27 protein-coding genes are annotated in these 26390 nt (G+C 37.2%); 6 read left to right on the forward strand and 21 right to left on the reverse strand.

Annotated elements, in window-relative coordinates:
• Positions 1 to 88: 88 nt before the first annotated feature.
• Positions 89 to 463 (forward strand): VOC family protein, encoded by a 375-nt coding sequence (locus HMPREF2603_RS05690; protein WP_057510376.1) that lies wholly within the window; start codon positions 89 to 91, stop codon positions 461 to 463.
• Between the two features lie 67 nt (positions 464 to 530).
• On the opposite strand, the gene HMPREF2603_RS05695 is transcribed toward HMPREF2603_RS05690, so the two are convergent.
• The 13 genes from HMPREF2603_RS05695 to zapA form a co-directional block, all read right to left on the reverse strand.
• Positions 531 to 1040, reverse strand: a complete 510-nt coding sequence (locus tag HMPREF2603_RS05695; RefSeq protein ID WP_002480575.1) for a YfcE family phosphodiesterase — start codon at positions 1038 to 1040, stop codon at positions 531 to 533.
• Positions 1037 to 1624: an XTP/dITP diphosphatase gene (locus tag HMPREF2603_RS05700; protein ID WP_023015785.1), complete on the reverse strand. Its 588-nt coding sequence runs from the start codon at positions 1622 to 1624 to the stop codon at positions 1037 to 1039. The genes HMPREF2603_RS05695 and HMPREF2603_RS05700 overlap by 4 nt, the downstream gene beginning before the upstream one ends.
• A 16-nt stretch (positions 1625 to 1640) precedes the next feature.
• Positions 1641 to 2441 carry a glutamate racemase gene (gene racE, locus HMPREF2603_RS05705; protein ID WP_002480573.1) on the reverse strand — a complete coding sequence of 267 codons (801 nt, stop codon included), beginning with the start codon at positions 2439 to 2441 and terminating at the stop codon, positions 1641 to 1643.
• 113 nt (positions 2442 to 2554) lie between these two features.
• The gene (locus tag HMPREF2603_RS05710; protein ID WP_060803923.1) at positions 2555 to 3073 is read right to left on the reverse strand and encodes a GNAT family N-acetyltransferase; all 519 of its coding nucleotides are present in this window, start codon (positions 3071 to 3073) and stop codon (positions 2555 to 2557) included.
• 70 nt (positions 3074 to 3143) lie between these two features.
• A complete protein-coding gene (gene sdhB, locus HMPREF2603_RS05715) occupies positions 3144 to 3953 on the reverse strand; it encodes a succinate dehydrogenase iron-sulfur subunit (protein WP_060803922.1) in 810 nt (269 codons plus the stop codon).
• Positions 3953 to 5749, reverse strand: a complete 1797-nt coding sequence (gene sdhA, locus HMPREF2603_RS05720) for a succinate dehydrogenase flavoprotein subunit (protein WP_070501995.1) — start codon at positions 5747 to 5749, stop codon at positions 3953 to 3955. Before sdhA ends, sdhB begins: the two co-directional genes overlap by 1 nt.
• 52 nt (positions 5750 to 5801) lie before the next feature.
• A complete protein-coding gene (locus HMPREF2603_RS05725; protein ID WP_002480569.1) occupies positions 5802 to 6416 on the reverse strand; it encodes a succinate dehydrogenase cytochrome b558 subunit in 615 nt (204 codons plus the stop codon).
• Positions 6417 to 6903: 487 nt separating this feature from the next.
• Positions 6904 to 8700: an excinuclease ABC subunit UvrC gene (gene uvrC, locus HMPREF2603_RS05730; RefSeq protein ID WP_002480568.1), complete on the reverse strand. Its 1797-nt coding sequence runs from the start codon at positions 8698 to 8700 to the stop codon at positions 6904 to 6906.
• Positions 8701 to 8929: 229 nt separating this feature from the next.
• Positions 8930 to 9244, reverse strand: a complete 315-nt coding sequence (gene trxA, locus HMPREF2603_RS05735) for a thioredoxin (RefSeq protein ID WP_002480567.1) — start codon at positions 9242 to 9244, stop codon at positions 8930 to 8932.
• A 126-nt stretch (positions 9245 to 9370) separates the two neighbouring features.
• On the reverse strand, positions 9371 to 11719 hold the full coding sequence (locus HMPREF2603_RS05740) for an endonuclease MutS2 (protein ID WP_060803921.1): 2349 nt from the start codon (positions 11717 to 11719) through the stop codon (positions 9371 to 9373).
• Between the two features lie 10 nt (positions 11720 to 11729).
• Positions 11730 to 13442, reverse strand: coding sequence for a DNA polymerase/3'-5' exonuclease PolX (gene polX / locus HMPREF2603_RS05745; RefSeq protein ID WP_060803954.1), 1713 nt, complete (start codon positions 13440 to 13442; stop codon positions 11730 to 11732).
• Between the two features lie 117 nt (positions 13443 to 13559).
• On the reverse strand, positions 13560 to 14081 hold the full coding sequence (locus HMPREF2603_RS05750; protein ID WP_060803920.1) for a CvpA family protein: 522 nt from the start codon (positions 14079 to 14081) through the stop codon (positions 13560 to 13562).
• A 9-nt stretch (positions 14082 to 14090) separates the two neighbouring features.
• Positions 14091 to 14357 carry a cell division protein ZapA gene (zapA, locus tag HMPREF2603_RS05755; protein ID WP_002480563.1) on the reverse strand — a complete coding sequence of 89 codons (267 nt, stop codon included), beginning with the start codon at positions 14355 to 14357 and terminating at the stop codon, positions 14091 to 14093.
• A 270-nt stretch (positions 14358 to 14627) separates the two neighbouring features.
• Between zapA and rnhC the strand changes: the two genes are divergently transcribed.
• A complete protein-coding gene (rnhC, locus tag HMPREF2603_RS05760; RefSeq protein ID WP_060803919.1) occupies positions 14628 to 15581 on the forward strand; it encodes a ribonuclease HIII in 954 nt (317 codons plus the stop codon).
• A gap of 118 nt (positions 15582 to 15699) precedes the next feature.
• Here the strand turns inward: rnhC and pheT are convergent, their stop codons facing one another.
• From pheT to HMPREF2603_RS05785, 5 genes are all read right to left on the reverse strand, one after another.
• Complete coding sequence (gene pheT, locus HMPREF2603_RS05765) at positions 15700 to 18105, reverse strand: phenylalanine--tRNA ligase subunit beta (protein WP_060803918.1); 2406 nt, start codon at positions 18103 to 18105, stop codon at positions 15700 to 15702.
• Positions 18105 to 19163, reverse strand: coding sequence for a phenylalanine--tRNA ligase subunit alpha (gene pheS / locus HMPREF2603_RS05770; RefSeq protein ID WP_002480560.1), 1059 nt, complete (start codon positions 19161 to 19163; stop codon positions 18105 to 18107). Before pheS ends, pheT begins: the two co-directional genes overlap by 1 nt.
• A 334-nt stretch (positions 19164 to 19497) precedes the next feature.
• Positions 19498 to 20244 carry a TrmH family RNA methyltransferase gene (locus tag HMPREF2603_RS05775; RefSeq protein ID WP_060803917.1) on the reverse strand — a complete coding sequence of 249 codons (747 nt, stop codon included), beginning with the start codon at positions 20242 to 20244 and terminating at the stop codon, positions 19498 to 19500.
• Positions 20245 to 20347: 103 nt separating this feature from the next.
• Positions 20348 to 20521 carry a 50S ribosomal protein L32 gene (gene rpmF / locus HMPREF2603_RS05780; RefSeq protein ID WP_002480558.1) on the reverse strand — a complete coding sequence of 58 codons (174 nt, stop codon included), beginning with the start codon at positions 20519 to 20521 and terminating at the stop codon, positions 20348 to 20350.
• A 91-nt stretch (positions 20522 to 20612) separates the two neighbouring features.
• Positions 20613 to 21161 carry a YceD family protein gene (locus tag HMPREF2603_RS05785; RefSeq protein WP_002480557.1) on the reverse strand — a complete coding sequence of 183 codons (549 nt, stop codon included), beginning with the start codon at positions 21159 to 21161 and terminating at the stop codon, positions 20613 to 20615.
• Positions 21162 to 21288: 127 nt separating this feature from the next.
• On the opposite strand from HMPREF2603_RS05785, the gene HMPREF2603_RS05790 reads away from it, so the two are divergent.
• Together HMPREF2603_RS05790 and HMPREF2603_RS05795 are read left to right on the forward strand one after the other, a co-directional pair.
• Positions 21289 to 22431 carry a nucleotidyltransferase gene (locus tag HMPREF2603_RS05790; protein ID WP_060803916.1) on the forward strand — a complete coding sequence of 381 codons (1143 nt, stop codon included), beginning with the start codon at positions 21289 to 21291 and terminating at the stop codon, positions 22429 to 22431.
• A 14-nt stretch (positions 22432 to 22445) separates the two neighbouring features.
• The gene (locus tag HMPREF2603_RS05795; RefSeq protein WP_060803915.1) at positions 22446 to 23396 is read left to right on the forward strand and encodes an ornithine cyclodeaminase family protein; all 951 of its coding nucleotides are present in this window, start codon (positions 22446 to 22448) and stop codon (positions 23394 to 23396) included.
• An 80-nt stretch (positions 23397 to 23476) separates the two neighbouring features.
• On the opposite strand, the gene coaD is transcribed toward HMPREF2603_RS05795, so the two are convergent.
• Complete coding sequence (gene coaD / locus HMPREF2603_RS05800; protein ID WP_002480554.1) at positions 23477 to 23962, reverse strand: pantetheine-phosphate adenylyltransferase; 486 nt, start codon at positions 23960 to 23962, stop codon at positions 23477 to 23479.
• Complete coding sequence (gene rsmD, locus HMPREF2603_RS05805) at positions 23955 to 24506, reverse strand: 16S rRNA (guanine(966)-N(2))-methyltransferase RsmD (protein ID WP_002480553.1); 552 nt, start codon at positions 24504 to 24506, stop codon at positions 23955 to 23957. The genes coaD and rsmD overlap by 8 nt, the downstream gene beginning before the upstream one ends.
• A 64-nt stretch (positions 24507 to 24570) precedes the next feature.
• Here rsmD and HMPREF2603_RS05810 point away from each other — a divergent pair, with 64 nt between their 5' ends.
• Positions 24571 to 24960, forward strand: a complete 390-nt coding sequence (locus HMPREF2603_RS05810; RefSeq protein WP_002480552.1) for a DUF7147 family protein — start codon at positions 24571 to 24573, stop codon at positions 24958 to 24960.
• Positions 24961 to 25012: 52 nt separating this feature from the next.
• Here the strand turns inward: HMPREF2603_RS05810 and HMPREF2603_RS05815 are convergent, their stop codons facing one another.
• Positions 25013 to 25267 (reverse strand): DUF2129 domain-containing protein, encoded by a 255-nt coding sequence (locus HMPREF2603_RS05815; RefSeq protein ID WP_002480551.1) that lies wholly within the window; start codon positions 25265 to 25267, stop codon positions 25013 to 25015.
• 138 nt (positions 25268 to 25405) lie between these two features.
• Here HMPREF2603_RS05815 and HMPREF2603_RS05820 point away from each other — a divergent pair, with 138 nt between their 5' ends.
• Entirely contained in the window at positions 25406 to 26332 is a 927-nt protein-coding gene (locus HMPREF2603_RS05820) for a glycerophosphodiester phosphodiesterase family protein (RefSeq protein ID WP_060803914.1), read from the forward strand.
• Positions 26333 to 26390 lie beyond the last annotated feature (58 nt).

Below are 26390 nucleotides of genomic sequence, written 5' to 3' on the forward strand. Positions count from 1 at the left end.
TTCTAATCATACCTTTTATTTGTAGTTTCAAACAACAAATAAGCGGGGATATGATGATAAGTTAAAAAAAGAAACTCGAGGTGTTAAAATGATTCAACGTTTAGACGAAGTCATGTTATATGTGAATGACCAAGAAACAGCCAAAGCTTTTTGGACAGAAAAATTAGGTTTCACTGTTTCATCCGATACAGAACAACATGGTATGCGTACTATTGTACTGCGACCATCAAGTGACGCACAAACAGCCATTGTCCTCCACAACAAGCAAAAGATACAATCATTAGATTTAGGCATTAGTACAGAAACACCTTCTTTAATGTTTGCGACAGAAGATATTGAACAACTCTATCAAGATTATCAAGACAAAGACATCACAGTCGGTGATTTAGTCGACATGCCTCAAGGCAGAGTCTTCAACTTTGCGGATGATGAAAATAATTATTTCGCAGTCAAACAAATCTAATAAAAAAGATGCTGGAGAATGAAAATTTTCACCCTTCAGCATCATTATTTTTAGTTATTTTTCAATTTTAACCGTTTACTTTAAATTCAACTGTTTCAATAATGTCATGATTTCTATTTCTGAAATTCAATGTGACATTTTGACTGTCTACTAAAAGTTCAGCATAAGTTTCTTCCATCATACTTCTTGATTGTGAAATACTGCCTGGATTAATCACATGTACCCCTTCTATTTCTTCATAACGAGCAATATGTGTATGTCCATAAAAGGCTAACTGACAATTTTCTTCTTTAGCTTTTTCAGCTAGAAGTTGACGTGTCGTATTCACTCTGTATAAATGTCCATGTGTATAGAAAGCACGCAAACCTTCATCACTGATGACATTTTCATTTGGAAACTCTGGATAGAAATCACAGTTACCTTTAACGCGATGGTATAAACTTAATTCTGTATCATCATATTGGAACTCTGAATCACCTAAATGCAACGCAACATCAACTTGGTCATAGTGGTTCACCACTTCAAATAAAATACCAGACTCTGTGTGGTTGTCACTTACAATAATCCAACGTCTCAAATTTGATCACCCTTTAAATAAGCTTTTAATTTATCAATTGCTTGACGTCTATGGCTGATTTCACCTTTTTCTTGATCCGTTAATTGTGCCATTGTTTTATGCATTCTTGGTACATAGAATATCGGATCATAACCGAAACCATGTTCACCTAATTTTTCCATTGTAATTACACCGCTGACTGTGCCTTCAAATGTCACAGTTTCTTCGCCTGGTGCACTCATGCTGATGACACAAACGAATTCTGCCGTACGGTGGCGGCTGTTACCTTTTAATTTCTCTAATAACTTTTCAATATTCGCATTATCATCTTTATCTTCTCCAGCATAACGCGCTGAATAAATACCAGGTTCCCCATTTAACGCATCCACTGTTAAGCCGCTGTCGTCTGCGATGACACGTTTGCCTAACGCTTGAGCTGCTGCCTCAGATTTTAATTTTGCATTTTCTTCAAATGTTGTCCCTGTTTCTTCGACATCAAAGTCTGAAATTAATTCACTGATACCAATCACATTGTATTCAGGAAAGATGACTTTAAAGTCGTTGATTTTTCCTTTGTTGTTTGTCGCAATTACTAAATCTTCCATGTCCTTCACCTCAATATTAATCCACTTTCACATGTGTTACTTCAACATTATCTATTTTTAACCATTGTCCAATGATGTATTGGATATGTTTTGTATCCCCTGTCGCAAAGAAGCGATGTTTCGGATGCGGGGTATAATGCGCATGTTCATGACTGAACGTCAATAACGCACTGACCTCACGTGCTGTTTCTAAACCAGATGATATCACAGTTTTATTACCACCGAAATAATCATAAATCGGTTGGAAGAGTAACGGATAATGCGTACATCCTAAAATTACCGTATCAGCATCATTATTTCTATATTGTTTTAACGTCTGATGAATCACAATATTTGTTGCGACGGGATCATGATAACGCATTTGTTCCACTAAAGGTACAAAATCCGGACATGCAACTCCTGTGACTTCAACATGCGGATTAATCGCTTGTATATGTTTTGTATAAGCTTCTGATTTAATTGTCCCTTCAGTACCCAACACCATTACTTTATTATTTTGTGTCGTCATAATCGCAGTACGCGAGCCAGGTTCAATTACACCGATTACCGGAATCGGTAATAAGGCTTTCAACGTATCTAATGCGACAGCCGTTGCGGTATTACATGCGATAACCAACATTTTAATATCATATTCCATTAATTTATTCGCAAGCTGTACCGTGAAATCACATACTTGCTTGCCATCTCTTGGTCCATATGGACATCTGGCGCTATCACCAAGATAATAGATCGTTTCATTTGGCAGCTGACGTATTATTTCTTTGGCTACAGTGAGGCCGCCGACTCCTGAGTCAATTACTCCGATGGGTTTATTCATGTCTTTTTCATCCTCACACTAAAGCATTCTTAGACTATATTTTATCATAACCCTGAATTAGATTGCATGAATGGTTATTTGGTTTCACGAGACAAAATGTAGACGAAAACGCTTTAAAGATTAAAAGCTTCAGAATAATGTACCTCTCCACTCATATTCATTAGCACATTTTCCTTCAATTCCAAAATCATTAAATAAGGTTCCATCTCTTTCATTGGTCCAAAAATATGATAAGCCGCAGCCAGTTCAAACCCGAACTTCTGGTAATAAGTTGGGTCACCTAAAACTACAACTGATTGATAACCTAGTTGTCTTGCGGTTTCTAATGCTGTTTCAACCAACTTCGTTCCTACGCCTTGTCTTTGATAATTCGGCGCTACACTTAATGGTGCAAGCGCTAATGACGGCGTTTCAAACCCAATAGTAATCTTAGACATCATAATATGACCGATAATCTCCTCTTGTTCTGATAGAGCGACCAAAGAGAGTTCAGGTACATAAGCGGTACTTTTTCTTAAACGTTGGACTAATAGATGTTCCGTCTGATCACTCATCTCAACAGTATCAAAAGCTGCTTGAATCAATCGTTCTATAGCTTGTTCATCATTTGATTGTTCTGTTCTGATTTTCATCTTCGACTTCCTTTCTTCCACTAAAAAAGAGGCTAGGAGTCGCACTCCTGCCTCTTGATTTATTATCAAATTATTGTACTTGGTGGTCAGAACCAAAGAATGATTTGAACATGTAGAATGAAGTTTCTCTGTTCAACGCTGCGATTGAAGTTGTTAAAGGAATACCTTTAGGACAAGCATTCACACAGTTTTGTGAGTTACCGCATTCTTGAAGTCCGCCGCCGCCCATTAAAGCGTCTAAGCGTTCGTCTTTAGTCATTGAACCTGTTGGATGCAAGTTGAATAAACGTACTTGTGAAATTGCTTGTGCCCCTACGAATTCGTTTTTACTTGTTACGTTAGGACAAACTTCTAAACACACACCGCATGTCATACATTTAGATAATTCATACGCTGTTTGACGTTTTTTCTCAGGCATACGTGGTCCAGGACCTAAGTCATACGTACCGTCAATCGGTACCCATGCTTTCATACGTTTTAAGTTATCGAACATACGAGAACGATCAACTTGTAAGTCACGTACGATTGGGAATGTGCTCATTGGTTCTAAACGGATAGGTTGTTCTAATTGGTCTACAATCGCTGAACATGCTTGACGTGCATGACCATTGATAACCATTGAACAAGCACCGCAAACTTCCTCTAAACAGTTCATGTCCCATGTTACTGGCGCAACTTTTTCCCCTTTTGTATTATACGGATTACGTCTGATTTCCATCAAACAAGCAATCACGTTTAAATTCTCACGATAAGGAATTTCAAATTTTTCTTCATATGGCTGTGAGTCCGCAGTATCTTGTCGCTTAATGATTAAAGTTACAGTTTTAGAGCTATTTTGAGATGGTTGTTGAACCGCTTCATCTTTAACTTCTTCTGCCATTATGATTTGCTCCCTTCTTCCTTACTTGAATCTTCTTTACTAGATTTTGATTTAGATGAGTAGTCACGTTTACGTGGTGGAATTAAGCTGATATCCACATCTTCGTATTCGAATCTTGGTGGATTATCGATACCTTCGTAAAATGCTTTTGTTGTTTTTAACCACTCTTCGTCGTTACGATCAGGGAATTCTGGTTTGTAGTGTGCACCACGTGATTCATTACGGTTATATGCACCGATTGTAATCACACGAGCAAGTACTAACATATTCCATAATTGGCGTGTGAAGAATACAGCTTGGTTACTCCAAGTTTGTGTATCTTCCATGTCAATATCTTGATAACGTCTCATCAACTCAAGAATTTTTTCATCTGTTTCTAGTAAACGTTTGTTATCACGAACTACTGTTACGTTTTTCGTCATGATTTCACCAAGTTCACGGTGAAGTTTGAAGGCATTTTCTGTCCCTCTCATGTTTAATAAATCGTCAAAACGTTTTTGTTCTTTATCGATTAAGTCTTGGTAAAGACTGTCGTCTAATTCAGTATATGAATGTTCAACAGTGTCGATATATTTTACAGCGTTCGGTCCAGCTACTGTACCGCCATAAATCGCTGATAATAATGAGTTTGCACCTAAACGGTTACCGCCGTGTTGTGAGAAGTCACATTCACCTGCTGCGAATAAACCGTCAATTGTAGTCATTTGATCATAGTCTACGTATAATCCACCCATTGAATAGTGAACTGCTGGGAAGATTTTCATTGGTACTTTACGTGGGTCATCGCCTGTGAATTTTTCATAAATTTCGATGATACCGCCTAATTTAACGTCTAATTCATGCGGATCTTTGTGTGATAAATCTAGGTATACCATGTTTTCACCATTGATACCTAATTTTTGGTTCACACATACGTCGAAGATTTCACGTGTTGCGATGTCACGAGGTACTAAGTTACCGTAATCCGGATATTTCTCTTCTAAGAAATACCAAGGTTTACCGTCTTTATAAGTCCAAATACGTCCACCTTCACCACGTGCTGATTCACTCATTAAACGTAATTTGTCGTCACCAGGAATCGCTGTTGGGTGGATTTGGATAAATTCACCGTTCGCATAAACTGCACCTTGTTGATACACGATAGATGCTGCTGAACCTGTATTGATCATTGAGTTTGTAGTTTTACCGAAGATAATACCAGGACCGCCTGTTGCCATCACTACTGCATCAGAACGGAATGCATCGATTTTCGCATCTGTTAAGTTTTGTGCGACGATACCACGCGCTGCGTTGTTTTCGTCTTTCACAACACCTAAGAATTCCCAACCTTCGTATTTTGTCACAAGACCGTCTACTTCGAACTTACGAACTTGTTCATCTAATGCATATAATAACTGTTGACCAGTTGTTGCACCGGCATATGCCGTTCTGTGATGCAACGTACCGCCGAAACGACGGAAGTCAAGTAAACCTTCAGGTGTTCTGTTGAACATTACACCCATGCGGTCTAATAAGTGAATAATTTTCGGCGCTGCATCCGCCATTGCTTTAACTGGTGGTTGGTTCGCTAAGAAGTCCCCGCCATAAACTGTATCGTCAAAGTGGATCCAAGGTGAGTCGCCTTCACCTTTTGTATTAACCGCTCCGTTAATACCCCCTTGCGCACACACAGAGTGCGAACGTTTTACGGGTACTATTGAGAATAAATCAACATGTACACCTTGTTCTGCTATTTTAATTGTTGACATCAGACCGGCAAGTCCTCCACCGACAACAATAACTTTTTTCTCTGCCATATAAATGTCACTCCCTGAAAATATAACCTTTATTTACGCTATGCTATTGCTCTTATACGAACGCTAAGATTGCACTTACACCGATGTAAGAAACAATAACGAATACTACTAATGATACCCATGTAAATACGCGTTGTGATTTAGCTGATTGTAAGGCACCCCATGTTACTAGGAATGACCATAAACCGTTCGCAAAGTGGAAAATTACTGCTACTGTTAAAACAAGGTAGAAGATTAACCAGAATGGATTGCTTAAGTAGTCTTGCATCATGTTGAATCCTAGTTCTTTATGCCCTAACCACATTTCCACTTTTGTTTGATAGAAGTGGATTGCGATAAAGATAAACGCTAAAACACCTGTGATACGTTGTAATAAGAACATCCAGTTTCTGAACCATGAATAATGGCCGACGTTCTCTTTAGCCGTGAATGCAATGTGAATACCGTATAACGCATGATAAAGAATTGGTAAGTAAATTAAGAAGATTTCAAGTGCTAACAAGAATGGTAATGATTCCATAAATCCTGCTGCTTGGTTGAAAGCTCCTGCTCCTTTAGTCGCTTGGTGGTTAACTGTCAAATGCACTAATAAGAATGCACCGATCGGAATAACCCCTAGTAACGAGTGTATGCGTCTTAAATAAAATTGATTCTTAGTATAACCCAAAAGGAAGTCCCCCCTGTGAAACAAATGATATTAATTGATTTCATTTTCAGGTTTGTTGAAATGCTCCAAATGCTCACAAAATTAAGTAAAATCAATACAAATGACTCAACCACCAACGAACAGCCCTGCTGGGAGTTGTAAAACACTGCAATCAGCACGGCAGCTCAGCGCCATTTTTCTCTATGTATGGACCCCTATCTTAGCTGTATATGCTGAACCGATGACCGCTGCAATCCCTTACAATCGAGGCAATTGTATTCAATTACACATTAAGTGAGAATCGTTTTCATTTAGAAAGCGTTTACAAACGCACCTAAAAAAATAAAATCTCGTTAACGATATTGTAACATTTTTTCACAGCCTTTTGGGCATGAGAATTATTATCAATGGATTTTTTTCAATCTTAGTTTAAATTCAGCTTCAAATAGACTTAAAATTAAGCTGAAAGCGGCACCTCCTTCAGCTTTCACTTCAGAATATACCGCTTCTAACTTTTTTGTTCTTCCTTATTTAATTCTTGTAGTAAATTCTCAGCTATTTTTTTAGGAAAACCAATTTCTTGAAGCTCCGCAACCGTGGCTGCTTTCATTTTCTTCACAGAACCAAACGTTCTTAACAACTTCGTTTTACGTTTTGGTCCGATACCATCAATATTATCCAACACAGATGTCAAACCATGTTTTTGTCTTGTTTGTCTATGGAATGTAATCGCAAAACGGTGGACTTCATCTTGAATTCGTTGCAGTAAATAGAACGCTTGACTGTTCTTCTTAAGCGGAACTACTTCTGCGTTTACACCATACAACAGTTCTGACGTTCTATGCTTATCATTTTTACGTAAGCCTGCGACAGGAATATCTAATCCCAATTCATTCTCAAGTACATCAATAGCTACAGACATCTGTCCTTTACCGCCATCGACAATAATAAGATCAGGTAACGGTAAACCATCGTTCAATACACGTGTATAACGTCTACGGATCACTTCTTGCATGGATTTATAATCATCAGGGCCATCAACCGTTTTAATTTTATATTTGCGGTATCCTTTTTTATCTGGTTTACCATCAACAAAAGTAACCATCGCAGACACTGCATCAACACCTTGAATGTTAGAGTTATCAAACGCTTCAATACGAATCGGCGTTTGAATTCCCATTTGTTCTCCAAGCTCTTCAATCGCTTTGATTGTTCTAGACTCGTCTCTCGCAATCAATTCGAATTTATTTTCTAATGAAATTTCAGCGTTATGATTCGCCATCTCAACTAAATCTTTCTTTTGGCCTCTGACTGGTTGCACAATTTTTGTATCTACAACCGATTGAATCATGTTAGCATCCAAATTTTTCGGCACATGCACTTCTTTCGGTAAAAGATGTTGATTCAATTGATAGAATTGACCGATAAACGTATAGAACTCCTCTTCTTCTGTTTGTTGAAGTGGAATCATTGTTGTATCACGTTGAATCATATTCCCGTTTCTGACGAAGAAAACTTGAACACACATCCAACCTTTCGACACACTATAACCAAATACATCACGTGCTTTATTATCTGTCGACATGATGTTTTGTTTTTTCGTCAAGTTATGAATATGTTGAATCAAATCACGATACTCTTTGGCTTGTTCAAAGTCTAATTGTTCACTCGCTGCCATCATGCGATCTTCTAAGTTCTTAAGAATTGTTTTATCTTCACCATTTAAGAACTCTGTCACTTCTTGAATCATTTGCGCATATTGTTGTTCATCTACGTCATAGACACAGGGGCCTAAGCATTGACCGATGTGATAATACAAACATAATTTATCCGGCATTTTATCACATTTACGGAATGGATAAATACGGTCTAACAATTTTTTCGTTTCTACTGCTGAATATGCGTTTGGATAAGGACCAAAGTATTTACCTGTCCCTTTTTTAACAGTCCTTGTAACCAACAAACGTGGATATTTTTCTCTCGTAATTTTAATGAAAGGATAGCTCTTATCATCTTTCAATAAGATATTGTAACGAGGTTGATATTGTTTAATTAAATTCAGCTCTAACAATAACGATTCCGTTTCACTATCTGTAACGATAAATTCAAAATTACGGATTTCTCCTACTAAACGTGTCGTCTTCGCATCGTGCGCACCTGTGAAATAAGAACGTAATCGATTACGAAGACGTTTAGCTTTCCCGACATAAATGACTTGATCGTTGCGGTCTTTCATTAAATAACAGCCAGGTTCAAACGGAACCACTGATAGTTTCTGTTTAATCTTTTCTTTATAGTCTTCCAACGATTAACCTCCTTTCTCCTAAAGTTTGATAGATTTACTATGAAATTCAATTTACTATTATAACAAATACCAGCTTATACGAGCGATTGGCTTGCTTAACCAACGCATTAAATTTCCATATGAAAAAGACCAGAACACTATATTCTGGTCTCGCATTATTGTAATGATTGATTCGATATTTAACGTGAAGTTTCAACCATAATCGCCGAAACTCGGCATTATTTTAAAATTATAGGTGTTTGTTTAATACTTCAGCTAAGTTTTCTTTAGGTTGGAAACCTACAACTTTATCAACAGGTTCTCCATCTTTGAAAACGATTAGAGTTGGGATACTCATTACTTCGAATTTAGCTGCAGTGTTAGGATTTTCGTCAACATCTAATTTTAAGATGTCAGCTTTACCGTCGAAATCTTGAGCTAATTCTTCTAATACAGGTGCGATCATTTTACAAGGTCCACACCAAGTTGCCCAGAAATCTACTAATTTAACACCATTTTGAACTTGTTCGTTAAAGTCTGAATCAGTAACTTTAATTAATGCCATAAATATCGTTCCTCCTTAGGAATTTTAATGATGAACAAAGTATATCAGATACGATTTGTAATTGCATCGGCTTTGCTCATAACCACATTCTTTTTTATATTTCTTCATATTATTTTCATAATCGTATTATTTCAACGTCGCAACTGTTACACCGAAGCCACCTTCACTTGGTGTACCCGTGCGGTAAGAGGCAATATTTTTATGTCGTTTCAAATGTTGTTGCACTGCCTTCTGCAATGCTCCTGTTCCCTTCCCGTGAATAATATAAACATTCTCGTAGTTGCTGAGCATGGCTTGATCTAGGTACTGATCTAAAGCTGTTACCGCTTCATCATAACGATAACCTCTTAAGTCTAACTCCATTTTCACTGGAGAACGGTTCGAACGTGATACCATTTTCGTTTGTGGTTCTTGTGTCTTTTGTTTCTTCTCTAAGTCGGCAATCGGTAATTTCATTTTAATGATGCCCATTTGAACCACTGCTTCTTCATCATCCAAGATTTCAAGCACTTCACCTTTTTGACCATAGGTTAAGACTTTGACTTCATCGCCAGCTTTAATCTCATCCCATTTTTTCTTCTTCACATTTTGTTTAAGGTCAGTTGCTTCATATTGCTCATCTAAGTGTTTACGTTTTTCAATCAACTCGTGCTCTTTCACATCAGCGTTTTTCTCATCTCTTAACTGACGTAAATCTGAAATAATTTCTTCTGCTTCTTTTGTCGCAGCTTTAACACGTTGATTGGCTTTCGTTTTCGCTTCATCCATCAATTGTTTTTCGTAATTTTGATATTGATCATATTTCTGACTCAATTGACGGTGTAAATCTTGTGCTTCTCGTAATAATTGTTCTAATTCAATACGTTGATTATCTACACGTTTTGTATTCTTCTCTAGTGAAGCAATCATATTATTGATTTCTTGCTCATCTTGTCCAATCATCGCTTTCGCATCACGAATAATTTTGCCGTTTAAACCGAGTTTACTTGAAATTTCAAAGGCATTTGAACGTCCAGGCACACCCATTAATAATTTATACGTTGGGCTGAGCGTATTCACATCGAATTCCACACTGGCGTTCATGACACCCTCTCGGTTATAACTATAGGCTTTTAATTCAGGATAGTGTGTCGTAGCCATCACTAATGCACCGCGTTTTTGTACATTATCTAAAATACTCATTGCGAGTGCTGCCCCTTCACTTGGGTCTGTACCAGCACCAAGTTCGTCAAAGAGAATCACACTGTTGTGATCTGCATGTTTTAAAATCTCTACAATATTCTTCATATGAGAAGAGAACGTTGATAATGATTGTTCAATCGATTGTTCATCACCGATATCACAATAAACATTATCAAAGACACCAAGCTTACTGCCGTCTAATGTTGGAATTAATAAACCTGATTGTGCCATCACGATGATTAAACCTAACGTTTTCAATGTGACAGTTTTACCACCAGTATTCGGACCCGTAATAATCACAGTTTGAATGCCATCTACAAATTCAATAGTATTCGCAACAACCGTTTTTGGATCTAATAATGGATGGAATGCTTTTGGTAAATACACCTTACGTTCTTCTGTAAATTCAGGTTTCGTCCCTTTAATAGAACTGCCGTATCGTGCTTTCGCAGTTAAGAAGTCGATTTGCCCCATTACAGACTCTGCAATTAAACAAGCATCCGCTTCACCAGCAACTTCTAACGTCAACTCCGTCAAAATACGTTCGACTTCTGCTTTCTCATCATTACGGAGTCGGCTGATCTTGTTATTCATTTCTACCACAGCAGAAGGTTCAATATATAACGTTTGACCTGAAGATGATTGGTCATGAACGATACCATTGAAATCTTGACGATATTCCGCTTTTACTGGAATTACATGTCTATCATTTCTGACTGTAATAATCGAATCTGATAATTTCTTTTGGTTCGATTGACTTTTAACCACACGGTCTAAGTTTTGTTTAATGCGTTGTGACGTACTATGAATGCGACTTCTGATACTTTGAAGTTCATAGCTTGCATCATCAAATAAATCATAAGCATCACATTTTTGTTTAATTTCTTGATACAAATCCGAAAGAATCGGCAATTGAGTCATACGCTCATCTAAAATCGGATAATTGATAGCTTCCTCTTCTTCTAAGAGTTGACTGTAGAATGTTTTATATTGATTTTGAACTTGAATTAAACGCTTAATCTGGTTCAATTCACGTACGTTCAACATACTGCCGATTTTCGCACGATGAATAAGCGGTGACACTTTAGATAAACCACTCAAACTCGGTAAACGATGCTTATTATAAATTTGAGATATTTCGTCTGTTTCATCTATTTGATGAACAACAGTTTGATAATCAGAAGCTGGTGACATTGACGCTGCTTTTTCTCGTCCTAAGTCACTGACAGCTTCTTTTTCTACAAGTGCTTTGATTTTATCAAAATCAAGCACATCTAATGTCTTCTGTCTCACTGACATCCCTCTATTTCTTTAGCTTTTTATTATTTTCTATAAATGATTTGAAATCTTCTCTGCTCATAGTGTTCAACACACGTGATTTATCAATAAAAGCTTTTTGCGCTGTCGCGATACCATATTTCATCAACTCTAAGTTATCGATATGGTGTGCATCCGTATTGATGGTTACCATAATATCTTGATGATGACGTAACGCTTCTGCACTTAAATCTAAACGTAATGGATTCGCATTGATTTCTAAAATGGTGCCTGTTTCTTTCGCTATCTCGAATAATCGATCCATATTAACTTTATAGCCATCACGGCGACCGATAATACGTCCTGTTGGATGTGCAATATGACGCACATAAGGATTACGGCATGCTTGTTCTAAGCGATGCATAATTTGTTCTTGCGTTTGATTAAAGCTTTGATGAATCGATGCGATAACATAATCAAGCTGGGCTAATATCTCATCTGGATAATCTAATGTACCATCTGCTAAAATATCCATTTCAGTTCCAGAGTAAATATCAATTTCATCATATTCCTCATTCATCGCTTTAATTTCTTCATTTTGACGTAATAAACGCTCAATTTCTAAACCATGTGCTACACGTAAACTACGTGAATGATCTGTAATAACCATATATTCATAGCCTTTTTGAATATTAGCTTCAATCATTTCACGCAAACTAAAGGCACCGTCACTCATGGTTGTATGCATGTGCACATCGCCTTTAATATCATCTAAAGTCACAATATTAGATAAGTCTCGGTCAAATTCACTGCCGTCTACACGCATTGGCGGCGCAATCCATTCATGTCCGAAATGTTCATAGATAGCTGCTTCACTGTCTAATTGCAGCAAAGAACCATCTGGCTGTTCAATGCCATATTCACTGACTTTTTCACCGCGTGCTTTCGCAAGTTGACGAATACGGATATTATGATCTTTTGATCCAGTAAAATGTTGCAGTGTATGATAATATGCGCTTGGTTCAACAATTCTGAAGTCGATTTCAATTGTTTCATCTTCAAATTCAACTTCTACCGATACTTTCGTTAATCCTACTGCCACATCTTTGACTTTATGCGGCACCTTTAATAAGGCTTGTTGCACAGTCTCAGGATCATTTGTACTCATTATATAGTCTAAATCTTTACTCATTTCCTTCACTCTGCGGAAACTGCCTGCAACATGATATTGTTCTAACGCATCAATCGTCTCTAAATATTCTTCAATTTCTTGATTCAATTTAATCAATAAGTTGATAGGATAACGTTCTTTACGTGCACTTAGCGCTTTGACACCCGCTAAGATATTTTCTTCAGTCTTTTTACCGAAACCACTTAACGCACTGACTTCTTTATTTTCACAGGCACGTGCAAGCTCTTCTTTATTCGTAATGCCAAGCTCTTTATAAAGTTTATGAATCTTTTTACTGCCAAGACCTGGAATCTTCAATAATGGCACTAAACCCTCAGGCACTTCTTCTTCTAATGCTTTAAGTGTTTCAGATTCACCTACTGCTAAATATTCATTGATAACTTCGCCAACACCTTTACCGATGTTTTTAAGCTTTGTGACATCTTCAATTTCATCCATCGTACGTTCATCTGTTTCTAAACTTTGCGCTGCTTTACGATAAGCAGACACTTTGAATGTATTTTCACCTTTTAACTCCATGTAAGTGGCAATCTTCTCTAATAAACGCACAACATCTTTCTTTGTAATATGTTGACTCACTTTATTCACTCCAATTAAAAAGAGGAACTTGATGGCATTCGTATATCTGTAACAGATTGGCGAATGTGTCAGCCTCCTCTTTGTTTAGTCTTTGTATTCATTGAATTATAATGCCATCACAAATAATGACAGATATGGGGTATGAAAGAGTATCAAATTTGCGATAATCGATTGTGCAAATTGCTGCTGAATCGAAAAGCTCGGATATAAGCTGCACAAGTATAATACGAGCAAGACAATGACCACAGAGCTGATCAAGCTAAGCAGTACACCGAAACTTCGATTCAAGATAGATATAGGTTGTGTTACCATTATTTTATCAAACGCAGATAAAATAAGGTATAAAATAAACTTGCTGATTAGAAATATCATGATAAACGCGACAATATTTTCAAAGCGCAGATGAATATCATCATATTGTATAAAATAATGTGTTTGTGCTGCTTTCGTTTTAGGAAACGGAACATATAATTCTAACTGCTTCGCAATCGGTGCGTACCATAATGCCGCAAAGATAAACGCAGCGACCGTACTTATAAAATGAAGCAGACTCCACCAAAATCCTCTGCGAAACCCCATAGCGGCAATCAAAATAAAGACAAAAAAGATGAAGAAATTTAGCAGCATAGGCAGACCCTACTGTTCGTCATGCTTTAAACGATTCAACTCTTGTGTCAAACGACGGTTTTCTTCTTCTAATAACACCTTTTCATGCATAATGTTAACCGCAGTTAATACTGCTTTACGTGTGGTATCTAACCCCGCACTCTTACGACCTAATTCTTGAATTTTTTCATCTACTAGATGCGCAACATAACGTATATGCTCAGGATTATCTTCGCCGACTATTGTATAATTTTTGTTATTAATCGTAACATTGATTCTATTTTTAAATTCGCCCAATTTGATAACTCCAATCTTGCTTATTTTCACTCATTCACCACGACAACTGATGAGTGTATCTCTTATATTAATCGTAACTGATTTTCACACTGATTTGTTGAAAACCACTCTATTTATTCATCACGAACCATTATACACGAGTGCCATTTATTATGTAAGTAGTGTACGCTTTTTGCCAATGTTATGTAAACAGACTGTAATATATAACCTTTTATTGCGACAGGCACCTATAGTAAAATAAGAATACTACTACAAGTAAGGAGCATCCCTATGGCGAACGTCGTATTAAAATTAACAGAAGAACAAATTCAACAATTACTTAGCAAAATCAACGCAGACACAACGAATCTTCCCAAAGGCTCACGCGCACGCGCAAAATATCAAGGTACAACAATTCATATTTATAATTCCAACAAAGTCATGTTTCAAGGCACTCAAGCAGAAGCAGTTTCACAACAATTACTAGGTAATGCTGTCCAAACGTCTAAAGCACCCTTAAAGAAGAAGAAAACAACAATCATCAATTCCAGTGATTATCCATTTAATACATCCAACTGTATCGGCAGTGATGAAGCAGGCAGCGGCGACTATTTCGGTCCGCTTACTGTTTGTGCGGCTTATGTGTCAAAAGAACATGTTGAAGTATTAAAAACATTAGGTGTCGATGATTCTAAAAAATTATCAGATGATAAAATTGTTGAATTAGCTGAGCAATTAGTGACATTCCTTCCCCACTCACTACAAACATTAGATAACAAAAGATATAATGAACAAAAACAACTCGGCTGGTCACAAGTTAAAATGAAAGCGGTCTTGCATAATCATGCCATTGAAAACGTGGTAGACCGTATCGAAGCACAAAACTTCCCTTTAGACTATATTGTAATTGACCAATTTGCGGTACGCGGTGTTTATCAAAATTACGCACTGACAGCTATGCCTTATCCAGACAAAACTTGTTTCGAAACAAAAGGTGAATCCAAATCTTTAGCCATCGCAGCCGCAAGTATCCTTTCCCGATATGCTTTCGTGAAACATATGGAACATATGGGCAAAAAAATAAACCAAACGATTCCAAAAGGGGCAAGTCAAACAGTAGATTTATTTGCGGCTCGTTTAATTGATCAATACGGTACAGAGACATTAGACTCTATATCAAAAGCTGACTTTAAAAATAGAGACAAAGCCTTAGACCTTTATCGTAAAAAACAATTAAACAACTAATCACCTTAACAGATTGCTTACACTTTATATATAAAGAAAATGAAACAAGCTCCTTCCACACATGATCTGTGTAGAAAGAGCTTGTTTTTTATATTTCATTTTCTTCAAATGAACCGAATTAACGAATCACTGCACCTTCTGCAGTTAACGCATTCACGATTTCATCATGAACCGCTGTCACTTGTTCGTCTGTTAACGTATTTTCTGTATCTAAATAAGAGATACGGATCGCAACTGATTTCTTACCAGCTTCCATATGTTCGCCTTCATAGACATCAAAGACTTGCGCATCTTGTAAGATTTTACCGCCATGTGCTTTGATTGTGCTAATAAGTTCAGCAGCTGACACTGTTGTATCTACTTCTAATGCGATATCTCTCGTTACACCAGGATATTTAGGGATTTGTTCATAATTGATGTAACCCACAGAAACATTCATCAATTTATCGTAGTTTAATTCAAAGACATACGTACGTTGTTTCAAGTCATTTTCTTCAGCTAATTGCGGATGTAATTCACCGATAAAGCCGATGACTTCGCCATTTAATAAAACATTTGCCGTACGTCCTGGATGTAAACCATCCATTTGCGTTGCCTCGTAATCAAATGTAACATCTAATTTTTCCGCAACTGCATCTAAGACACCTTTCGCAAGATAGAAATCTGTTAATTCTTTTTTACCTTGCCATTGGTTGCTGCTATATTCACCAGTTAAAATACCACTTAAGTATTCAACCTCATCTGGTAATTCACCTTTGCCATTCGCAAAGAAGACGCGACCGATTTCATATAAGAATACATTTGTGTTTTTACGTGCCACGTTATAAGCCACCGCATCAATTAAATGTGGTAATAAACTTTGACGTAATACTGCGTGTGCTTCACTCATCGGCATTAACAATTCAATGTTTGGTTTGTCACTCACTGAGAATGCTTTACCACGTGCACGGTCTACTAATGAATACGTAATTGCTTCACTTAAACCTGCACCTTCTAATGTACGTTTTAAAATACGTGTTTTTGATTGACGGTCTGTCAATTGACCGCTTGTAACTTGTTCGAAGACTGGTAATGTTGATGGAATTTCATCATAACCATAAATACGCGCCACTTCTTCGATTAAGTCTTCTTTGATTTTGACATCTCTACGACGTGAAGGAACATAGACTGTTAAGTTACCTTCATTATTTTCAGTTTTGAAACCAAGTTGACTTAATGATTTCACAATCGCTTCAACTGTCATTTCTGAACCGATTGTATTATTAATTTTATCAACTGTAATTTCAATCGGTGTAATAAATTCGCCTAAGTCACCTGATGCGACCCGATCTGATAATACTTCACCTTGTGCGTAATGTTCTAATAAGTAACATGCACGGTCAACAGCTTGGTCTACAAATTCAGTCGCAATTCCTTTTTCGAATCGGCTTGAAGATTCACTACGTAAGTTAAGACGACGTGATGTATGACGAATGCTGACAGGATCGAAGATTGCACCTTCAACCACGACATTTTGTGTTTGTTCAGTAACTTCAGAGAAGTCTCCACCCATCACACCACCAAGCGCAATCGGTTCTTTGCCGTTTGTGATAACGATATCTGACGCTAATAATTCACGTTCTGTATCATCTAACGTTGTCATTTTTTCGCCTTCTTGAGCTTGGCGCACGACAATTTTGTCAGACCCGATATGATCTTGGTCAAACATATGAAGTGGTTGGCCGTATTCTAATAACACATAGTTTGAAATATCTACAACATTATTAATCGGACGAATACCGGCTTTCATTAATCGTGCTTGCATCCACATTGGAGATGGGCCGATTTTAACGTTTTTAACGACACGTGCACTGTAATATGGTGTTTTATCTGGATTTTCAACTGTTACTGAAATTTCTTCAGATGCTGAAGTTTCAGTCGTGTCAGGTTGTGTTTCTGGTAATGTTAACGGAGCACCATAAAGTGCTGATGTTTCATAGGCAGCACCTACCATACTTAATGCATCCGCACGGTTCGGTGTTAAGTCGAATTCCATTACTTGATCATTTAAGTATAATGCTTCTAATGCATCAGTACCTGGTTTAACTTCATTCGGGAAGTTATAAATTCCTTCTTCAAATGCTTTAGGTACCACGTTGCTTTGAACGCCGATTTCTTGAAGTGAACAAATCATACCTTCAGAAACTTCACCACGTAATTTCGCACGTTTAATTTTAACGCCGCCTGGTAAACGACCGCCAACAGTTGCGACAATCACATATTGTCCAGCATCAACGTTAGGTGCACCACAAACGATTTGTACGGGTTCTTCTTTACCGATATCCACTTTACAAATATTCAATTTATCTGCGTTCGGATGTTGTGTTTTACTTTCCACATAACCTACGACTAATTTTTTAATTTCAGCTGTGTAATCAATGATGTCATCGACTTCAATCCCTGTACGTGTGATACGTTCAGCTAATGATTGAATCGGTTCATTAACCGCAACTAAAGATTCTAACCATTCTTTTGATACAAACATTATGCTTCACCTCTATCTTCAACAGCTTTGAATTGATCTAAGAAACGGACATCATTTGTATAGAAGTAACGAATATCTTCAATACCGTATTTCAACATTGCGATACGGTCAGGACCCATACCGAATGCGAATCCAGTGTATTTAGAAGAATCGAAACCAGCCATTTCTAAAACATTCGGATGTACCATACCGGCACCTAAGATTTCAATCCAGCCTGAACCTTTACATACGTTACAGCCTTTACCGCCACATTTGAAGCAAGACACATCGACTTCTACTGAAGGTTCAGTGAATGGGAAGTAACTTGGACGCAAACGGATTTCACGTTCTTCACCGAATAATTTTTTCGCCACAAGTTCAAGCGTACCTTTCAAGTCACTCATTTTAATATTTTCTGCCACAACTAAGCCTTCAATTTGTGTGAATTGGTGACTGTGTGTCGCATCATCTGAGTCACGACGATATACTTTACCAGGACAAATAATTTTAACTGGCCCTTGGCCGTTACGTTTCTCAAGTGTACGTGCTTGTACAGGTGAGGTATGTGTACGCATTAACGTTTCTTCTGTGATATAGAATGTATCTTGCATATCACGTGCTGGGTGTGATTTCGGTAAGTTTAATGCTTCGAAGTTATAGTAATCTTGTTCTACTTCATAACCATTCACAATTTCATAACCTAAACCTAAGAATAAATCTTCAATTTCTTGAATCGTACGTGTTAATGGGTGTGCTGCGCCTTGTTTGATTTGGCGACTTGGTAAAGTCACATCAATTGTTTCTTCTTCTAATTGTTTATTTAAACGTTCTTGTTCAAGCACTTTTTTACGTTCAGCAATTGCTTGTTCAATCGCTTGGCGTACTTCATTGACTGCTTGTCCGAATTTTGGTTTTTCTTCATTTGATAAATCTTTCATTTGTTTCATTAAACCTGAAACAGAACCTTTTTTACCTAAGTATTTAACTTTAACATCTTGTAACGCTTTCTCATCTGACGCTTGTGACACATCGGCCAAAGCTTCTGATTTCAGCTGATTCATTTCTTCAGTTTGAATCATATCTGCCCCTCCTAAATAATATTGCCAATAAAAAAAGACTTCTATCCCTGAGATATGGGACGAAGTCTTCCGTGGTACCACCCAAATTTATGCATACGCATACACTTGATTTATCATAGATAACGGTGATGAACCGACTTAAATTTCTTTAAGTTGCCAAAAAGGTGAAAAAAATTATCGCATTCTGGAATAACTTTCAGTCACGGTTATTCTCCCTAAACAGTCTGCTTCTGATAATTTACGTCTTTTTATAGGCAAAGTATTAATTTATCTGTTTGAGTCATCTGCTCAAACTCTGAATCACATTTAATTATAAGTAATCCCTTCCGACCGGTCAACCTTTTAATTTATAGATTAAGATACTGCCTGCAATCGCTACATTCAGACTTTCAGCAGCCCCGTACATCGGAATTGTTAAACGTTTCGTCGTGTGACTTAATAATGCTGGATCGACACCTTGACCTTCGTTACCAAGCAATAACGCGAAAGATGATTGTGCATCCTCTTCATTAAAATTCACCGCATCTTCTAATGCAGTGCCGTATACCGGCCCATCAAATTGATTAATAAATTCCTCAATCGGCTGAGTGACAATCGGTAAATGGAAGACACTGCCTTGGCTTGAGCGTAATACTTTATCTTGATACGCGTCGGCTGTTCCTGGTGACATAACAATCAAATCCAACGCAGCTGCATCAGCTGTACGAATCAACGTACCAAGATTACCTGGATCTTGAATGCGATCAAGCAGTAATACTTGTTTAGCCTCTGCGATACGTGAAGCAACCTCTGGTTTTTCAATGACCGCAAAGATACCTTGAGGTGTCACAGTTCCTGACAAACTTTCTGCTACTTTGAAGTTTATATGGAACGCTTCTTCAGCAGCTTCAATTAATTGTGCATCAAAGCGTTCAGGTTCAACGACAAAAAGTTGTTTTACTGATAATTGGCTTTGAACCGCTTCTTCAATCAAATGTGTCCCTTCTACCAACAACAGTCCTGTTTTATCTCGTTCTTTTTTCTTCTTTAATTTATTCGCTTGTTTCACCTTCGTATTTTGCGGTGACGTAATTTGTTCCATAGTCGGTTACCTCATTTACGATTTTTCCTTATTTTATCATGTTGCTTCTCATAAACAAAAATGAGACCTACCGTTATATACGATGGGTCTCATTATTCATCAATTATTTTGAAACGACTTCTTCACCGTTGTAAGAACCACAGTTTTTACAAACGCGGTGAGATAATTTGTATTCACCACAGTTAGGGCATTCAGTCATACCTGGTACTGATAATTTAAAGTGAGTACGACGTTTATTTTTTCTAGTTTTAGATGTTCTTCTTTTTGGTACTGCCATGATTTAATCCTCCTTAAATTTCAAACACAAAAATCTTTGTTACTGTGCGATTAAGATGTTAATAACAATACTATCTATTGTACATCAACTTCTATTGCTTTTCATCATAAAATTGTTGCAATTTTTGAAGCCTTGGATCGACTTTCTTAGAAGAGATTTCTTCTGCTTGTTCACTTTCTTCTAATTCGTCTTCGTCAATAACTTCCCAACCTTGACCGCTCTGCAGCATGTCTTCTAAACTGCTGTCTTCAGCCACTGCTCGGATAGGCTTTTCTATGATGACAAGCTCTTCTGCGATATCACGTAAATCAATCATTCCGTTTGTAGCAAGATGATAATGTTCATCATCTTCTTCACTATCACTAAACTCATGACCTTCTAAATCAAATATTTCTGTTGTTTCCACATCAATCGGCACTTCAACCGGTTTTAATGTACGCGCATCTTCCATCGTGTACGCACCAGTTAAGTGGATATCAGCGACAACTTCATTTGATTTGACATCAAGTTTGCCCTTCACTCGGATATCAGATAAATCTATAAGTCCTAATTTATCAATTAAATGATTATAATTTACTGTTTGATCAAATTCAAAAGGCTGACCTTGATATTTTCTTAATTGCGTTATTGACCATTTCATATGGCTTCACCTCTAACAAGCACAAAATTTATTTTAACTTTCTAGCGTTAAGTTGTCAAGATTTTTTCTTAACATCTTGACTTTTTGATACAATAATCATAATGAATTCTGAAAGGACGGATTGCAAATGAAATGCGCTGCACTGATTACAGAGTATAACCCCTTCCATAACGGGCATGTCTACCATGCAGAACAAGCACGTCAAATCGCTGATGCAGATATCACTGTAGCTATTATGAGCGGTCAATTTGTGATGCGCGGAGAACCCGCAATCTACAACAAATTTTTACGCACACGATTGGCACTCTCTGCTTGCGACCTTGTCGTCGAGCTTCCTGCTTATGCAGCGTTATCTGCTGGAGAATACTTCGCAGAAATGGGTGTCAAAGTTGCTGACTATCTTAATTGTGATGCACTCGTGTTCGGAAGTGAATCCGGCAGCATCAAAGATTTCGAACATGTTGCCATGCAACTCAACCATATCGAAGAACATCCAGAATTTCAAACAAAGCTGCACGAAGGGAAAAGTTACCCTAGAATCATCCATGAATTATTAGATGAACCTGCTTTACTGCAGACACCTAATAATATCTTAGGTCTCTCTTATGTACAAGCTATTCAACACTATGCAGCACACATCACACCTTTGACATTACAACGACACCAAACGAACCATCATAACCAAACCATAGACAACCAAACTTTCGCAAGCGGCAGCGCAATCAGAAAGGCGCTCAAAAACAATGATGCAAGCTTTGAAACAGTAGTTCCATCATCAGTTAAACACTTGTATACATCACCGCAATTAACGTTAGATGAAGTGTTCCCTTATCTGAAATTTACATTATTACGCGCCTCTCTTGAAGAACTACGTGAGATGCATACGGTTAGTGAAGGGTTTGAGTATCGTTTAAAAGAAAAAATCCAATCTGCACACAACTTCAATCAATTGATGCAGCTGCTTAAAACTAAGCGCTATACGTATACCCGTATTCAGCGTATGTTAATGAACTGCTTGTTAAACTTTAAACAAGCAAATAAACAAAATGAAATTGACGCTGTACGCATCTTAGGTATGAATGAAAAAGGACAAGCGTACTTAAAACAATTGAAGAAAGATTTTCCAGATCGTCACTTTATTACAAACGTTAATAAAGCGACCGCAAGTCATTTTGAACCAGAAATCAAAGCAACTGAAATTTATAATGCACTGTCTGGTCAAACCGCTGATGATTTCAATACACCTGTAATTAGGGTACAGTCACAATAAGGGGGTAAATCAACATGCAAGTTTATTCAGAATCGGAAGTAAAAGAACGTTATCATATGAAAGATGCGATTACAGCGATTGAAGAAAGTTTCAATAAGCTGAACCAAATCAAAACTGCACCACGTACGGTGATTCCTACAGGTGATGGTGCAAAATCTATGTTATACATGCCTTGTGTTGACTTAGCCAAACAACTCGGCACAATCAAAATTACATCTATCACTCCAGAGAATCCAAAACAGCAACTACCTACTACACAAGCACAAATCGTGATTACTAATCTTAAAAATGGTGAAACGAAAGCGATGTTAGATGGCAGTTACCTGACTAGATTGAGAACTGGTGCACTGAGCGGTATTGCGACTAAATATATGAGCCGTGAAGATGCGACAACATTAGGTATGATTGGGACAGGTGGTATGGCTTACGAACAATTCTTAGGTAATATCGAGGTCCGCCCTATTGACACAGTCTTGCTTTACAACCGTACAACAGAAAAAGCACAAGACTTTAAAACACGTATTTTAAAAGATTATCCAGATTTAAATGTTCTAGTATTAGAAGATGTATCAAAACTGGTCAAACAAGCAGATATTATCAACTGCCAAACACCTTCCACACAGCCTGTCTTTAACGCTGAAGATGTACAACCTGGCACACATATCAACGGTATTGGCTCTTACCAACCGGATATGAAAGAACTAGATGCAAATATTTTCACGCAAGCAGAAAGTGTCGTTGTAGATGATCTTGAAGGGGCTAAAGAAGAGTCAGGAGAATTGATTGAAGCGAATGAAAATAAAACTTTCACTTTCGAAGAAATCAATGATGAACTCAAAACACTTTCACAACAAGGGACTCTATATCGTAAAAATAATGACGCCATCACTGTCTTTAAATGTGTTGGTGCAGCTTACTTTGATTTAGCTGTTGCCATCGGTGCTTATGAAAAGTTAAATCAATAACTACAAAACATTTAATATCAAATAAAAAACACGTTTCAACACCTTTTGTATGATACAAATAGACGTTGAAACGTGTTTTATTAGTTTCCGAATTTTTCTTTTAATGCTTTTTCTACAGGAGGCGGTACAAACTCAGAAATATCCGCTTTATATTGCGCTACTTCTTTAACTACACTAGAACTGATGAATGAATAGTTCGTGCTTGTCATCATATATAATGTTTCGACATCACTATTCAACTTCTTGTTCATAGATGTTAAACGTAATTCGTATTCAAAGTCGCTGACTGCACGTAATCCTCGAATGATTGTTTTTGCGCCGATTTTATCACAAAAATCTACAAGTAAACCATTGAATTGGTGCACTTGTACGTTCGGGATATTTGCGACAGATTCTTCAATTAAAGCGATGCGTTCTTCCACAGTAAAAGTCCCTGACTTATTACGGTTTTTCAATACACAGATGTGGATTTCATCAAAACGGTGTGCCACACGTTCAATAATATCCAAATGCCCATATGTAATTGGATCGAAACTACCTGGTATTACTGCTTTTGTTTCAGCCATCATGTTCTCCTTTTTCTAATAACATAGTATCCGTTAAGCCATAATGATAACGTTTAATCACTTCAAAAGAGTGCGTATCAATGTTTTCTTTATGGTTAAACTCACAAACGATGATACCACTTTTCTTCAATAAATTAAACTCTTCGATTTGTGCTAATGCTTTATCAATTAATCCTTTATCATAAGGCGGGTCTAAGAAGATTAAATCAAATTGAATGTCTCGTTTAGCTAATGCTTTCAAGGCACGGTCAGCATTATTTTTATAGACTTCTGCTTGTTTCATCAAATCTAAGCTGTTTAAGTTTGCTTTGATTACTTTGACTGCTTTAAAATTTTGATCTACAAAAATCATTTCGTCCATACCACGAGACAATGCTTCTATACCTAAAGCACCGCTTCCCGCAAACAAATCCAAACCGATACCTGATACATCATGCAAGGTATTAAAGATACTTTCTTTTACTTTATCTGTTGTCGGACGTGTATTACGCCCTTGCAGACTTTCTAGAGGTTTACTTTTATGTTGGCCTGATATCACTCTCATCTAATACTTCACTTCCCCTCTTGTTCTATAATATAATTTGGGTAATAAGGAGGCTATTCCCAAAATGAAACAATCTTTTATTGTACTCGGTGAAGGACTCACCGATTTATTTGAGTTCAAAACACTTATTCAATATAATCATGAACGCATTAATCGCATTGTGTTCTTTAACAGTCCAAGTTCAGACAAAGGTTTAAGTTCTGCAGCGATTATCATGAATCCAACTGAAGGCAATTACTTCCAAGCCATGTATATCATGTTGAATGCTTTTCCTTACCCTCATCCAGAGGATAATAAAAAATCAGCAATGATTCGCGGCTTCGCTGAAGATTATCAATTACCGTTAAACGAATTAGATGTTAAATCTTCAGACGAGTTTCATGATTTAGAACTCTATTTCAACTATTTAGTCGGTGTCTTACGCTTATATCATTGGATACCGCCATTACAATAACGTTTAATGTCATAACATAAGGGTTATATTGGTTGATACAGTAGTGTAACTATTAATTGATTTCGTATTTTTCTTTTTCATACGTTTTCTTTAAATATTTATAAGGAGAACCTTCAATGTGACGCACATACTTTAATTTCATGAGTCGGTTGACAATATGATCGGCATCATTTTCATTGATATACATGATGACATATTTGCGATTACGATTACTATTGACAATATGACCGTATTTTCTAATATGACGTTCATGCTTCATATGTTTAAGGTATATAATTAAACTGGTTCTTGGTATGATTTCTGTCATTTTGATCACTCCATTACTTTAATCTATAGTATCACGACTGAACTAAATTTGAAATAACCAAACCTCTGTATCACTAAGCATTCACGCTTCTTAGATATCACTTTTGGTTAGCTTCATAAACTACGAGGAGGAAATTTCATGGTAAAAATAAGTAGACTTATCAGAAACAGTGTAGCAGGTGCTGCCGGTATATTCAGCGGACTTATCTTTTTGTCAAAATTAAAAGGACAACCAGAACCTCAACCTATCCCAGCATTCTTTACACGTAAGCCCCATTATATCTTCGCCCATCGCGGCGGCATGGCTTTACGTCCGGAACAAACAAAACTCGCATTTGATACAGCGGCATCTTACGAAGTGGATGGCTTCGAAACAGATGTACGTGTCACAAGTGATGAACAATTGATTGTCTTTCATGATGCCACAGTCGACCGTACTACCAACGGTTCAGGCAAAGTACGTGAACATCGCTTAGATGAACTGCAAAAGCTGGATGCAGGTTATCATTTTAAAGACATCAATAAAGAGACGCCTTATCGTGACCACCCAGATGCGAAAATCCTGACATTTGATCAATTGTTAGAATTATATCCTGATATGCTCATTAATGTGGATTTAAAAGATAGTCCAGACTCTTATGAAGGTACGATTGCACCAGAACTATTATACAAATCTATCGTACGTCATAACGCACAAGATCGCGTATTAGTGACGAGTTTCTATCAGGAACAAATTGCTAGATTTTCTGAATTAGCCTTAGGAACAGTTGCGGTAGGCGCAAGCCAAGAAGAAGTCACTGTAGGTATCGTTAAATTCTTCAGCGGCTTAGGCAATATGTTTGAAGCGCAAGCCAACACTTTCCAAATGCCGACAAGTTATCATGGTGTGCCACTTACTTCAAAACGATTAATCAATTGGTTGAATTCTCGTAATATCGTTCCAGGTTATTACGATGTCAACAGTATTGATTTAATGAGTGACCTATTTAACAAAGGCACACATACTATTGTCACTGACAGACCTGACCTTGCATTCCAATATCGTCAAAACCAAGCTCAACATTAATATGACTGATCACTCAAATTATAATAATTAATAAACAAAGCAACACCCGCTACCATCG

This window comes from Staphylococcus sp. HMSC055C03 (assembly GCF_001809385.1).
In the GTDB taxonomy this organism is placed as follows: Bacteria; Bacillota; Bacilli; order Staphylococcales; family Staphylococcaceae; genus Staphylococcus; species Staphylococcus simulans.